This is a genomic window from Bacillus sp. FSL R10-2780, assembly GCF_038006125.1.
GTDB lineage: Bacteria > Bacillota > Bacilli > Bacillales > Bacillaceae_G > Bacillus_A > Bacillus_A cereus_U.
Map to the genome: position 1 here is coordinate 4328277 of NZ_JBBOUQ010000001.1, position 13352 is coordinate 4341628.

The window sequence follows — 13352 nt, forward strand, 5'->3', positions numbered from 1 at the left end:
AAAAAGAGAGCTCAAAATGTATTGAGCTCTCACATTTATTTAATGGAAGAGGCGAATTGCTCCACAGTAGTTGTATGGTGTATGCGAACACGCTTCATTTTTAACAACTCATCAGGTTCACCCTTCGTAATGAATTGTCCAGGCTTCGTTGTTGTTGCAAATTGATAGTATTTCTTTGTTTCTGCGACAACTTTATCGTCTACATGACCGAATGGATAAGCAATTGCGATAACAGGCTTACCTGTTATTTTCTCTAGCTTTTCTTTTGATCCTTTTAACTCTTCGTCATAGTTTGTAATTTTCGGCAAGTCTGCATGTGTCGCTGTATGAGATTGTACAGAAAAAATACCTGAATCAACCATTTCTTTTATTTCAGATGTAGAAAGGGCGCCTTCTACATCAACGTTATCAACAATCATATATTCCGTTGCCGCTGGCTTAAAAGTATCATCTTTTAGTTTTTGTAAAATGCGAAATGCATTCATATTATTTTTCATACCGTCATCAAATGTAACGAAAACCGGCTTGTTTACTTTATTAATATCGCCCCAGCGTTCAAATGTTAATAATGTATAACCATTGTCTTTTAAATACTTCATTTGTGCTTCAAAGTTAGCGGGTGATACGAATAAATCTTTAATACCTTGTCCATGATAATCATCAATTGCGTGGTACATAAGAACAGGAACTTTTTGCTCGAAAGTAATAGTAGATTTCGTAAGTGGAATAGCTTTTCCGCCCTCTGTTGTTCCTGTTGCTTCAATTTGATATTCACCGCGTTTTCCTTCAAATTCTTTTATATCAAAGGGAAGTGTAAATTGTTGATCTTTCTCTTTAGAAGAAAAAGATTTAGCACTTTCCTTTCCATCAGCAGTGCGCCAAATTTTATATTGTACTTCGGTTAAAGAATCCTTTATGTCTGTAATATGAATATTTGCGTTTGTAGATTCGTGCATAATGGGATTATAAGAAATTTTACCTTGTTCCCGCACCGTCTCTTCTTGCTTTTTGACCTCTTGTACCTTTTTCTCTTTTTTAGGTTCTTGGCTTACATTGCTAGTATTACAGCCTACTAGAATAGCAGATGTACATAAAGCAATCGCTGCGTATTTTCTCATAAAATCACCTTCTATTGTGTATTATGTTGCATACTTACATTAAAATCCCCACCGCTATAAGAGAGGTGGGGATATACCCTTGTTCATCATATCATTTTTAGATATGGGATAGGTTAGTGACTTTGAATAGCGGTAGTCTTTCGTTTCTTATTTGATTTGATAATGATATAACCTACTACAAAAATAAGAGGGATAATGAATACATAGATTGGCATTCCCCATACATAATAGCTTTTCATGCTTAAAACTAGTAAGTGTAAGAAATCGAAAAGGGCGTGGGCTTTCATAATATCCTCCAATGTATTTTTTTACAAATTATAACATTGTTCATTTGTAATTTGTATATTTTGGTAAATGATTTAAGTTAATTTTAAAGTAAGAGAAAGGTTTATTAATATGCAATTTTGCATATGTAGAGTAGTTTCTATTAAAATATAAGGGTTTTGGACTATAATAAAACCGCTATAAATTTAAGTAAGAATGATGTATGGAGTGGAGAATAGAAATGAAATATAAAAAAATAGTATATATCCTTCTCATATCGCTATTCATAGTCGGTTGTCAAAGTGAAACGAGTAAAGCGAATAGTGTGGAAGAGTATATTCCGCCGCATCTTATGAATGCGGAAGTTACAGCGGATATTATGACATTAGAGATGGATCCAGATGCTCTTAAAAAGGTAGGGAATATTGGTCAAAGAATGAGAGAGCATCTAGTGAATAATATGGAATGGTATTTAAAATACGTAGAAGAGCATGCAGAGAAAAAAAGTTTCCCATATCATCCTAATTTCGGTGTTACAAAAGAAGAGTATGAGTTTGTACTAAATGTAATTGATCAAAGTAAATTGGTTAATACAAAGGATGGAAAGCTGAAATTCAAGAAAAAAAGTGACCATGAAGTAGAGATTTTTTCAAGTGAAAGTATAAAACTTCTTAAATATATAGTTATTGATACGGAGAAGAATACAGTAAAAACATCTCTAGGCGAATGTGAATATTTTGGAGAAATACTAGCATCGCCAGAACAAAAGTTAACTGGTCCTTGGCACGGAAAACAATGGATGTTAAAAAAAGATGACTTAATATATATGTTTTCTTTAGGGAAAATGGAAACAGGAAATAAATCAATTATTGATATTTCGGTGAAAGGTGAATATAAGGGAGAAATTATTAATAAGGAAGAGGCATTAGAGTTTTCTTCAGTTTCTTAAATGATGATAATAAAAAAATCACCTTGCTGTCTAAGCGAAGGTGATTTTTTATTAAATAAACAATCCAGCGATTGTTGCAGATAAAATAGAAGCAAGTGTTGATGCAAATAGCATTTTCCAACCAAATTTAGATACGATGCTTCCTTGTTTTTCAGAAAGGGCACGGATTGTACCAACAATCGCACCAATTTGGCTAATACTTGCGAAGCTAATTAAGAATACTGTAACGATTCCAACTGTACGTGGAGATAATGTTGCAGCAGCGCCTTTTAAATCAAGGATTGCTACGAATTCATTTAAGACAATCTTCGTACCCATAATACCACCAGCTGGGATGATATCTTGAGTTGGAATACCCATTAAGAATGCGAATGGAGAAAGTATATAACCGAAGATTTGTTGTAAAGTAACAGCATATCCCATTGCACCTGAAGCGGCGCTAATTACGTAGTTTACAACTTCCATAACACCAATGAAGGCAATCATTAATGCGGCAACGATACCAGCTACTTTTAACCCATCAAGCGCACCGTTAATCATAGCGCCGATAAAGCTATCTCCGAATAAGCTTCTATCAAATTTTTGAATCACTTCGTCTTCTTTTTTCGTATCAACTGGTGTTAATAACGAACAAACGATTAAGCTTGAGAATAAGTTTAGCGGAAGAGCTGCTAATACATATTTCGCATCTAACATCATAACGTATGATGCTGTAACAGAAGCAGAAACGGAGCTCATTGCTGAACAACAAATGATAAACATACGGTTTTTATTAAAATGCTGTAAATCGTTTTTAATAACGATTAACGCTTCACTTGAACCGAAGAATACAGAATTTACTGCGTGGAATGATTCAACGCGTGGTAAACCAGTAATTTTTGAAAGTGCACCGCCGACAATACGAACGATGAATGGTAAAACACCTAAATAACTAAAGATAGAAAGTAGTGCTGAGAAAAATACGATAATTAGTAATACGTTTAAGAAAAAGACAAAATCTCTTTGAATTCCATTAAAGAGAAAATCGACACCTGTCGTACCAAGTTTAATTAGTTTGTTGAAAACTTTACTAATGAAGATGATAATTTGCTGTCCGATCTTTGTGCCAAACATAAACCAACCGATTAAAATTTGGAAACCAATCATAATAGCAATTGCACGGAAGTTGATTTTACTTCTATTGTTTGACAAAGCAAAGCATAAACCTAAAACGACAAGAATACCGATAATGCTCATTACATATTGCATGTAGTTGCCCCTTTCAGAAGTTCGTATAAAGTTTTTACATAAAACGCTCGTTATATTACTAAAAATAAAGTAATGGAAGTTTCATGTCATACGTAAGATGTCTGACCTTTTTGAAAAATAAAAAAAAGACCCCTATGGATTCACTTTCATCTATGAGAGAAAGCTAATCAATAGGAGTCTTTTTTATACATAGGCTAATATTCATTAGTTTTCCCCATAGTCCAGCAATTTAAGGTTGCCGGGTAGAAACTCTCGATCCATATTATCGACTATATATGAGGTAACATCGTCCGTATTAAATTAGTAGTAGCGTAACATTACTAGAGAACTATCGTCAATAGCTTTTTTTCTTCCAATAGAAATAGACCATATAAGTATGATAAAATGTAACGCAGTGTTATGAAAAAGAGAGGTCGGAAAATGAGTACAAAAATGACGCCACCAGTTGAAAAAAACGAGTTTATAGATGTAGTGTTTGAAGATTTAACACATGATGGTGCCGGTGTTGCGAAAGTGAAGGGATATCCTATTTTCGTAAAAAACGGATTACCAGGTGAGGAAGCGCAAATTAAAATTATTAAAGTGAAGAAAAACTTCGCGTTTGGTCGTTTAATGAAGCTTCATCAAGAAAGTCCATATCGTAAAGATGCAGAATGCCCCGTGTACAACGAGTGCGGCGGTTGTCAACTTCAGCACTTAACATATGAAGGACAATTAAAAGCGAAAGAGAAACAAGTACGTGACGTTATGCAGCGTATCGGCGGACTAAGCGATGTTCCTGTTCATCCTGTACTTGGCATGAAAACCCCGTGGGTATACCGTAATAAAGCACAAGTGCCAATTGGAGAACGCGAAGGTGGACTTGTAGCTGGTTTCTATCGTCAAGGAACGCATGACATCATTAATATGGAATCATGTTTAATTCAGGCGGAAGAAAACGATACATTAATTCAAGAAGTAAAACGTATTTGTGAAAAGAACGGTATCTCGGCGTATAACGAAGAGCGTAACAAAGGAACACTTCGCCACGTAATGGCCCGCTACGGACAAGTAACAGGGGAAATTATGCTTGTCTTTATTACACGTACAGCTGAACTGCCAAATAAAGAAGCAATCATTGAAGAAATCGCAGCGAAATTCCCAGAAGTAAAATCAATCGTTCAAAACGTAAACACGAAACGTACAAACGTTATTTTCGGAGATAAGACGACAGTACTGTACGGATCAGAATATATTTATGACTTTATCGGTGACATTAAATTTGCGATTTCAGCACGTTCATTCTATCAAGTAAACCCAGAACAAACGAAAGTGCTATACGATAAAACGTTAGAATACGCAAAATTAAATGGTAACGAAACAGTAATCGATGCATATTGCGGAATCGGATCAATCTCTTTATTCCTAGCGCAAAAAGCGAAAAAAGTATACGGTGTTGAAATCGTTCCAGAAGCAATCGAAGACGCAAACCGAAACGCAGCACTAAACAACATGACAAATGCTGAATTTGGTGTAGGAGAAGCAGAAGTAGTCATTCCGAAATGGTACAAAGAAGGCGTAATTGCCGACACAATGGTCGTAGACCCACCGCGTAAAGGCTGTGATGAAGCATTACTAAACACAATCATCGATATGAAGCCAAAACGCGTCGTATACGTATCATGTAACCCAGCAACATTAGCACGCGACTTAAAAGTACTAGAAGAAGGCGGATATAAAACACAGGAAGTACAGCCTGTTGATATGTTCCCGCATACGACTCATGTAGAGTGTGTGGCTTGGCTTAAGTTGGTATAATAAAAAAGCAGTTGATATAGAAAAAATCTATACCATCTGCTTTTTGGTTTATAAAAATACCATTCATAAGCGATTTTAGTTAAAATAAATATTGCTGATTTTCACAAATTATAAATTGAGAGTTTGAAGATGTATTCATAGTGAGAGGATTTGAATTTGAAATGATAGATAATTTTTGGCGTGATTTACCACGACCATTTTTCGTACTTGCACCAATGGAAGATGTGACAGACGTTGTTTTCCGTCACGTAGTAAGTGAAGCTGGTCGCCCAGATGTATTTTTCACAGAGTTTACAAACTCGGATAGCTATTGTCATCCAGAAGGTATGAAAAGTGTACGTGGTCGTTTAATTTTTACAGAAGATGAACAGCCGATAGTCGCGCATATTTGGGGAGATAATCCTGAATATTTCCGTCAAATGAGTATTGGTATGGCAGAGCTAGGATTTAAAGGTATCGATATTAATATGGGCTGCCCTGTACCGAATGTGGCATCAAGAGGAAAAGGTAGTGGCCTTATTCTACGTCCAGACGTTGCAGCAGAACTAATTCAAGCAGCAAAAGCAGGCGGACTACCTGTCAGCGTAAAAACACGACTTGGCTTTAAAGAGTTAAGTGAGTGGGAGGATTGGTTAACGCACATTTTTAAACAAGATATTGCGAACCTTTCTATTCATTTACGTACAAGAGAAGAAATGAGCCAAGTAGATGCGCACTGGGAACTAATTCCGGAAATTAAAAAATTACGTGACCGCATTGCACCAAATACGCTAATAACAATCAATGGAGACATTCCTGACCGTCAAACTGGAATGGAACTTGCTGAAAAATATGGTATTGATGGCGTTATGATCGGACGAGGTATCTTTAAAAATCCGTTTGCCTTTGAAAAAGAACCAAGAGAGCATAGCAGTAAAGAACACCTTGATCTTCTAAGACTGCAGCTTGATCTTCAAGATCAATATGCAGAAGTACTACCACGCTCAATCACAGGGCTTCATCGCTTTTTCAAAATTTATGTAAAAGGATTCCCTGGAGCTGCTGAATTAAGAAATCAATTGATGAACACGAAATCAACAGATGAAGTGCGTGGGTTGTTGGATAGGTTTGAGGGTAGTGTTGACGAGGCAGGGAATAGTGAACTGGTGTAACTCTTAAAGAGTTAGAAGGAAATGAATTGCATCAATTTAGGGGTACGTATTTTATTTAGTTTTGGTAAGGTCTGTTTTCTGAAAGAAAAAGTTTAAGGAATATAAGAAATCCATCAGCACCCTTGTGTTGCCATATATACTCCGCAGATGTGGAGTGTGTGGCTTGAGAAATAGTTTGAATGAGCAACTGGAAATCCCAACCATGATGAAGGGTGTTTGGATTTCCAGCTGCTCGTATTTTAGTAGGATTAACTGATTTGAGATTTTCGGTGTGAACTTTTTGGGAATTATAAAAGCAGTGAGTTTTCTTATATTGAAAATCATTAATTCTTTATATACAATTATAAAAGGGGGATAAATAGTAATCCCGCTAATTTTACAAGTACAGAAAAGCCTGTTAACTATGTAATATTAATTAAGGAGACAAGTACTATGACAAATAGCACAAAAAATAGACTGCTGCTTGTTCCACAATATATGCAACAATTCTCTTGTATAGGGTCAGAATGTGAAGATTCTTGTTGTATTGGATGGAGAGTAAACGTTGATGAAGATACTTATAAAAAATATCAAAAATCCCGTGATTTAGAATTAAAGTCACTTTTCAAGAAGAAGGTAACAAGAGAACGTTCAAACCCCACGTCTAGTTCTTATGCTAAAATTAAAATGGATAAAGAAGGAAGATGTTCCTTCCTATCTGAAGAGAATCTTTGTAAGGTACAATTAAAGTTAGGGGAAGACTATTTATGTAATACTTGTACGTCCTACCCGCGCTCTATTAATAGTATTAACGGTGTCATTGAGAAATCAGCGACTATTTCATGTCCTGAAGTCGCACGTTTAGCTCTGTTGAATCCAAATGGAATTGATTTTGATGAGATTGAGGAACCTGTCAGTGATCGTGAATTGATTGGGAAAAATTTAAGAACACATGAATTGAAAATCCAAAATACGCCGCAAAAATATTTTTGGGAATTACGTATTTTTTCCATTCAAGTTATACAAGATCGATCTTATACTTTAGCGGAGCGTCTGATTATTTTAGGAATGTTCTATCAAAAGATACAAAAACAAATTGATCAAGGTGATGTTGATGAAATTCCAAATAGCATTTCTCAGTTTACTAAAGGGATGGCTAATCAAGGAATGAAAGAACAAATTGTCAATATACCTACTCAGTTAGCATTGCAAATGAAATTATGTAAAGAATTAGTGGAGCAGCGTGTTAGCCAATCTATTACAAGCCAACGATACATTGATTGTTTAAAAGAGATGTTAGAAGGTATTCAATATACAGAAGAAGCACCTATCGAAGAAATTACAGAGTACTATAAAAAGGCGTATGAACAATTTTATGAACCATTTATGACAGAACATGAGTACATTTTAGAAAACTATTTAGTCAATTATATATTTAAAAATTTGTTCCCACTTGGACATAAAACGCTTTTCGATGATTATGTTATGCTAATTATTCACTATTCAATGATAAAACTCCATTTAATCGGTATGGCAAGTTTCCATAAAGGATTAACGACTGATTTAGTAATTAAGCTCATTCAATCCTTTGCTAAAACGGTTGAACATAACACGGTTTATCTAAAAAGAATATTCACTTTATTGAAAGAAAATGAATTAACAACAATGGCTTATATGGCAATTTTAGTGAAAAATTAGGTGAGAAATCCGAAAAAATACCGAAGAAAAAAGTTTGATTCATGTCAGTAATATCTAAATGAGATTAGTTGAATTGAAGAAGTAATGTTCTAGAGTAGCCAATTAAGGCTACTTTTTTTATTAATTAACGCTGCGGTAGGATTTATGAGGAAATGTTTAAATTTATAGTGCCGAAGAGGCAGTGAAATCGATAAAAATGGATTAGAAGCCAATCATAATTCCCTTCAAAATATAGATATTAATGGAGACATTCCTGACCGTCAAACTGGAATGGAACTTGCTGAAAAATATGGTATTGATGGCGTTATGATCGGACGAGGTATCTTTAAAAATCCGTTTGCCTTTGAAAAAGAACCAAGAGAGCATAGCAGTAAAGAACACCTTGATCTTCTAAGACTGCAGCTTGATCTTCAAGATCAATATGCAGAAGTACTACCACGCTCAATCACAGGGCTTCATCGCTTTTTCAAAATTTATGTAAAAGGATTCCCTGGAGCTGCTGAACTAAGAAATCAATTGATGAACACGAAATCAACTGATGAAGTGCGTGGGTTGTTGGATAAGTTTGAGGCTAGTGTTGATAGGGATGGAGATAGTGAAACAGTGTAACTTTTGAAAGTTAGAGAGGATGGGCTGTAGCAATTTTATGAGTGTTTGTTTTATTTTAATTAAGGTGAACCGTATCATAAGTAAGTGAGGTATTCTATGTAAAACAAGGGTAAGAAAAGAATACAGGAGAAAATCGAAAATGGCAGGTTGGTCTTGATTTTCACTGATATTATCATGTTTATTTTATTATGCCTATAATTGGAGGCCATGTGAATGTTAAGTGATCAGGCGAGATATTCTAGGCTCGCGAATATAACAAAAATAATAAATACAAAATTAGAACTACGTGAAGTATTGCAGCGTGTAACAATGGCGATATCAGAGGAGATTGTTAGGTGCAACGCTGTTGGAATTTATTTACCCCAGGAAGATGGAACATTTAGAGGGTTTGCAGGAAAACCAGAGACCATAAATGGCGTAACGCTTGATACTCAGGTAATTGATCCTGAAATAGACTTACTGGCAAAAGAAGTTATTGAAACCAAAAAAACCATCTATATCCCTGATACCTCAAAGGATCATCGGCCGGATCCGAGACCAGTTGATGCGTTCAAAATTAAGTCCTTATTAGCTCTGCCTATCTCATTTGGGCAAGAGTTATTTGGTCTGGTTTTTTTATTTGATTATGGAGTTCCAATGAACTTAACAGATTCAGAAATTCAAAGTGTTGAAGCTTATGTAAATATGGCTGCGGTCGCAATTCAAAACGCAAATAATTTAAAACAAAAGGAAAACCTTATTGCCGAGAAGCAACTGTTACTAAATGTTACCCGTGATTTATCAATGTGTTCCTCGATACAGGAGAGTTTTGATAAATGTTTTTTTTACTTAGGACAGATTTTAGAGAGTAAAAACATGGCTGCCCACCTTTTAGACCCGCTAGACAAAACAACGATTAAAGCAACGAAGTTAAGCAAGGACTGTTATTGGACAGAAGCGGATTGGATGGAGAAAAGCTATGAAGTCAAGATCCAAGAGGTTATTCAAACAAAAAATATAGATAGTAAGGGTCTACTGATGATTCCATTGGTTTCAATGGGAGAAGTATTAGGGGTAATCGTCGTTGGCAAAGAGGGAAAAGCTCACAATTACGATAATTCCCAAATTCAACTGGCAAAATCTATCGTTGATGCCACAGCTCCTACGTTTTCAAACTTGTTATATATGGATCAACTTGAAAGCATGGTGGAAGAGCGGACGAGAGAACTAGCTGCTGCTAATGAAAAAGTTACAAGTGTGATTGAAAGTATTACGGATGGATTCTTTACTTTGAATAATAAATGGGAATTTACGTACGTAAATAAGCATCAATATTTTCCACAAAGAAAAACAGCAAAAGATGTATTAGGTAAGAATATATGGGAGGTTTTCCCGAGTAGCGTCGACGCAGTTATGTATAAGGAATTTCATCGTGCAATGTCAGAGCGAACTACAGTTCATTTTGAATTTTTTTCTATCTCTGATGAATATTGGCACGAAGTTATTGCATACCCGTATGATGATGGTATTTGTTGTATTTTTAAAAACATAACGGAAAAAAAGCAATATGAGCAGGAATTGAAAAGGTTATCCAACATAGATTTAATAGGGCAAATGGCAGCAGGTATCAGCCATGAGATTAGAAATCCAATGACAACAGTACGAGGATTTTTGCAGTTATTAAAAGAAGAGCCCACCTATGAGAAACATAATAAGTACTTTAATTTAATGATTGAAGAACTTGACCGTGCCAATTCTATTATTACTGAATTTCTCTCAATGGGTAATACAAAGAAATCGGATTTGCAGATGTTAGATTTAAATTTAATTATCCACGATATTATTCCTTTAATAAAGATTGATACGTATAATCAAAATAAATATATTCAAGTCGATACAAATGACATTCCGGAATTACTTTTAAATCGTAATGAGATACGACAATTATTAATAAACCTATACCGTAATGGCTTAGAAGCGATGAGCACAGGGAAAGTTCTAACCATTAGCACCTACAAGGAAGGTCAAAATTGTGTGGTGCTTGCAGTGCGGGATCAAGGAAAAGGTATCAGGCCTGAAGTATTTGAGAAACTGGGTACTCCATTTTACACGACCAAAGATAATGGAACTGGATTGGGGTTAGGCATATGTTATGCCATTGCTGCCCGTCATAATGCAAAAATAGAAATTCAAACAGGATCGGAAGGCACTACCTTTTTTGTTAAATTTAATTATGAAAATAATGAACAATAACCTCATTTAGATTAGTTACGGTGAACCGAACCACAAATAAAAAGTAAAACATAAGTAAACATAATCAATATATTTCACATGAATTTTGCGTAACATTCATGTTTGAGTTGCCCACTAAATTAGAGTTGCATAAAAAGAAATGGACTAACCTATATCAGGTTAGTCCATTTTCAAGTGTGTTAATTAATAGTAAATTCCCATCCGTAATTTCGCACGATTATCCCATCTTTTTTGTGCTTTTTGGAGCTTTTTGGTATTAAATCCTGACTCTCCATATGTATATTCTGTTAGCATTGGGTCCTCGTGTCCGAAGTTTCGTTCAGCATCTTTATAACCAATTAGATAATTCAATATTGATTCCCTCCCATATTAACTCTAGTATTAGTATAATTTAATTGGGTTAAAATGGATAATTTTAAGTGCCCAAATAACATATGTTGCTGTTTTAAAATCATCCCCAAAAGCATTAATCCACCTAAGACTACAAAACCAACCTCTAAAATGTTAAAGTAGTAACTTAACGACATTCATTTACACATGCTAAAAGCATTACTATAATCAACATTTCAGGAGGACAAACAATGGCTATAAGCAATAATGATATTTTAATTAGAGTAAGATATGCTCTGGATATAAAAGATATAGATATGGTGGAGATATTTAAACTTGGTGGCGTTGAAGTAACAAAAGAAGAAGTGCGAAAGATGCTGACAAAATTAAAAAACAGTTACTATGATGAAGTTAACGATGATAGTGATGTAGTTGAATATGATTACGAAATAAAATGCAATAATGTTATGTTAGAGTCATTTTTGAATGGTTTTATTACTTTTAAAAGAGGAAAACAAGATCCAAAACCAGGGCAATCGGATAGACAAGCGATGTCTTTAAAGAGTAATGGAAGTGTTAATAATCTCGTTCTAAAAAAATTGAAGATAGCACTATCATTAACAAGTGAAGATATGCTTGATATATTAGAAGACGTAGGAGTCATCGTAACAAAAGGGGAATTAAGCGCTCTACTAAGAAAAGAAGGCCATAAGAATTACAAAGAGTGCGGTGATAGATACGCAAGGAATTTCTTAAAGGGATTAGCTGTAAGCTATAGAGGATAAGAAATAAGCATTGTAACATTTATGTTAAAACAGTAAATGGTATAATAGCTAGAGTAGGTCGTTTGTAGCCTACTCTTTTTTATTTATAAAAATAACATAAACAAATATGCTAGGTGATGAAATGATACATACATATTCAGGTGAGACAATTAATTTTCATATAACTTATAAGAAGAAAAAATCAGTACGTCTTTATGTGGATTCGTACGGAAATGTGGAAGTGCAAGCCCCGAAAGGTACACCTGTTGAATACTTAATCCAATTGTTAGAGGAGAAATGGGATTGGATTCAGAAAACACGTAAGGAAATGCAGGAGCGAGCGCTTGGACCACAGGAAAAGGGTTATGATCAAGGCGAGGGCTTTCTGTATTTAGGGAATACGTATCCGATACAGATTTCTCAAGATGCAACTATTACGCAAGACAATGCAGTTTTTGAAGGGGAGAAGCTACACATTTATGTGAATGAGCTTAAGGATGAGAAAATCCAGCAAGCTTTAAAACGATTTTACTATAAGCAGTGCAAGGCATTAGTAGAGAAGAGTATTAAAGCGCATCAAAGTAATTTTAAAACAAAACCGCGTTCTATTCGTATTACGGATAGTAGTCGTACGTGGGGAACTTGTGATTCAAATTTACAACTAACATTCAATTGGAAGTTAGCGATGGCACCGCAGCGAGTAATTGACTATGTAGTTGTTCATGAAATGTGTCATATGGTTCATTTAAATCATGATCGATCTTTTTGGCGTCTTGTTGGGAAGATAATGCCTGATTATAAGGAAATGGAAAACTGGTTAGCGTTATCGAGTTGGAAGATGACGGTTTAGTAATGCGCTTTATATAGGTTGCGATTATTGTCAATACTTGTCGGTAAGTCGATATATTTCAAAAATCGCTGATAAATTTGGAGTTGCGGTCGATATATTTCAAAAATCGCCGATAAATTTGGAGTTGCGGTCGATATATTTCAAAAATCGCTGATAAATTTGGAGTTGCGGTCGATATATTTCAAAAATCGCTGATAAATTTGGAGTTGCGGTCGATATATTTCAAAAATCGCTGATATATTTGGAGTTGCGGTCAATATATTCAAAAAATCGCTCATATAATCTCATTTACCAGGTAATTATTGAATGAGGAGAAAGTAAAAGGAGATGTCACAGTGGACATCTCCTTTTACGGGTGTAGGA

General features: G+C 35.0%; 11 protein-coding genes, 1 pseudogene and 1 riboswitch. Of the genes and pseudogenes, 8 read left to right on the plus strand and 4 right to left on the minus strand.

Features of this window, described 5'->3' with window-relative positions:
* Positions 1-35: 35 nt before the first annotated feature.
* Positions 36-1118 carry a polysaccharide deacetylase family protein gene (locus NSQ47_RS22555; RefSeq protein WP_341038014.1) on the minus strand — a complete coding sequence of 361 codons (1083 nt, stop codon included), beginning with the start codon at positions 1116-1118 and terminating at the stop codon, positions 36-38.
* Between the two features lie 113 nt (positions 1119-1231).
* Positions 1232-1405, minus strand: a complete 174-nt coding sequence (locus NSQ47_RS22560; protein WP_002115663.1) for a hypothetical protein — start codon at positions 1403-1405, stop codon at positions 1232-1234.
* A 218-nt stretch (positions 1406-1623) separates the two neighbouring features.
* On the opposite strand from NSQ47_RS22560, the gene NSQ47_RS22565 reads away from it, so the two are divergent.
* Positions 1624-2331 carry a hypothetical protein gene (locus tag NSQ47_RS22565; protein ID WP_341038015.1) on the plus strand — a complete coding sequence of 236 codons (708 nt, stop codon included), beginning with the start codon at positions 1624-1626 and terminating at the stop codon, positions 2329-2331.
* A gap of 51 nt (positions 2332-2382) precedes the next feature.
* Here NSQ47_RS22565 and NSQ47_RS22570 read toward each other — a convergent pair whose 3' ends face one another.
* On the minus strand, positions 2383-3579 hold the full coding sequence (locus NSQ47_RS22570) for a NupC/NupG family nucleoside CNT transporter (protein WP_070138669.1): 1197 nt from the start codon (positions 3577-3579) through the stop codon (positions 2383-2385).
* Between the two features lie 197 nt (positions 3580-3776).
* A riboswitch (purine riboswitch) is annotated at positions 3777-3878 on the minus strand.
* Between the two features lie 121 nt (positions 3879-3999).
* On the opposite strand from NSQ47_RS22570, the gene rlmD reads away from it, so the two are divergent.
* From rlmD to NSQ47_RS22595, 5 genes and pseudogenes are all read left to right on the plus strand, one after another.
* Positions 4000-5376 (plus strand): 23S rRNA (uracil(1939)-C(5))-methyltransferase RlmD, encoded by a 1377-nt coding sequence (rlmD, locus tag NSQ47_RS22575; RefSeq protein WP_341038016.1) that lies wholly within the window; start codon positions 4000-4002, stop codon positions 5374-5376.
* 161 nt (positions 5377-5537) lie between these two features.
* Positions 5538-6527, plus strand: a complete 990-nt coding sequence (locus NSQ47_RS22580; protein WP_341038017.1) for a tRNA dihydrouridine synthase — start codon at positions 5538-5540, stop codon at positions 6525-6527.
* 432 nt (positions 6528-6959) lie between these two features.
* A complete protein-coding gene (fliB, locus tag NSQ47_RS22585; RefSeq protein ID WP_341038018.1) occupies positions 6960-8204 on the plus strand; it encodes a flagellin lysine-N-methylase in 1245 nt (414 codons plus the stop codon).
* A gap of 231 nt (positions 8205-8435) precedes the next feature.
* Positions 8436-8813 (plus strand): annotated as a pseudogene (locus tag NSQ47_RS22590) (tRNA-dihydrouridine synthase); the annotation flags it as partial.
* Positions 8814-9026: 213 nt separating this feature from the next.
* Complete coding sequence (locus tag NSQ47_RS22595; protein ID WP_341038019.1) at positions 9027-11045, plus strand: GAF domain-containing sensor histidine kinase; 2019 nt, start codon at positions 9027-9029, stop codon at positions 11043-11045.
* A 183-nt stretch (positions 11046-11228) separates the two neighbouring features.
* Here the strand turns inward: NSQ47_RS22595 and NSQ47_RS22600 are convergent, their stop codons facing one another.
* The gene (locus NSQ47_RS22600) at positions 11229-11396 is read right to left on the minus strand and encodes a hypothetical protein (protein WP_002113551.1); all 168 of its coding nucleotides are present in this window, start codon (positions 11394-11396) and stop codon (positions 11229-11231) included.
* A gap of 230 nt (positions 11397-11626) precedes the next feature.
* Here NSQ47_RS22600 and NSQ47_RS22605 point away from each other — a divergent pair, with 230 nt between their 5' ends.
* Positions 11627-12160: a YehS family protein gene (locus NSQ47_RS22605; protein WP_002159471.1), complete on the plus strand. Its 534-nt coding sequence runs from the start codon at positions 11627-11629 to the stop codon at positions 12158-12160.
* A 121-nt stretch (positions 12161-12281) separates the two neighbouring features.
* A complete protein-coding gene (locus NSQ47_RS22610; protein ID WP_341038021.1) occupies positions 12282-12989 on the plus strand; it encodes a M48 family metallopeptidase in 708 nt (235 codons plus the stop codon).
* The last annotated feature ends 363 nt before the right edge of the window (positions 12990-13352 follow it).

What these genes read in the sequence shown, in the direction of transcription:
- NSQ47_RS22555 (WP_341038014.1), bottom strand. Translation starts at nt 1,118, where the DNA reads ATGAGAAAATACGCAGCGATTGCTTTATGTACATCTGCTATTCTAGTA.
- NSQ47_RS22560 (WP_002115663.1), bottom strand. Translation starts at nt 1,405, where the DNA reads ATGAAAGCCCACGCCCTTTTCGATTTCTTACACTTACTAGTTTTAAGC.
- NSQ47_RS22565 (WP_341038015.1), top strand. Translation starts at nt 1,624, where the DNA reads ATGAAATATAAAAAAATAGTATATATCCTTCTCATATCGCTATTCATA.
- NSQ47_RS22570 (WP_070138669.1), bottom strand. Translation starts at nt 3,579, where the DNA reads ATGCAATATGTAATGAGCATTATCGGTATTCTTGTCGTTTTAGGTTTA.
- rlmD (WP_341038016.1), top strand. Translation starts at nt 4,000, where the DNA reads ATGAGTACAAAAATGACGCCACCAGTTGAAAAAAACGAGTTTATAGAT.
- NSQ47_RS22580 (WP_341038017.1), top strand. Translation starts at nt 5,538, where the DNA reads ATGATAGATAATTTTTGGCGTGATTTACCACGACCATTTTTCGTACTT.
- fliB (WP_341038018.1), top strand. Translation starts at nt 6,960, where the DNA reads ATGACAAATAGCACAAAAAATAGACTGCTGCTTGTTCCACAATATATG.
- NSQ47_RS22595 (WP_341038019.1), top strand. Translation starts at nt 9,027, where the DNA reads ATGTTAAGTGATCAGGCGAGATATTCTAGGCTCGCGAATATAACAAAA.
- NSQ47_RS22605 (WP_002159471.1), top strand. Translation starts at nt 11,627, where the DNA reads ATGGCTATAAGCAATAATGATATTTTAATTAGAGTAAGATATGCTCTG.
- NSQ47_RS22610 (WP_341038021.1), top strand. Translation starts at nt 12,282, where the DNA reads ATGATACATACATATTCAGGTGAGACAATTAATTTTCATATAACTTAT.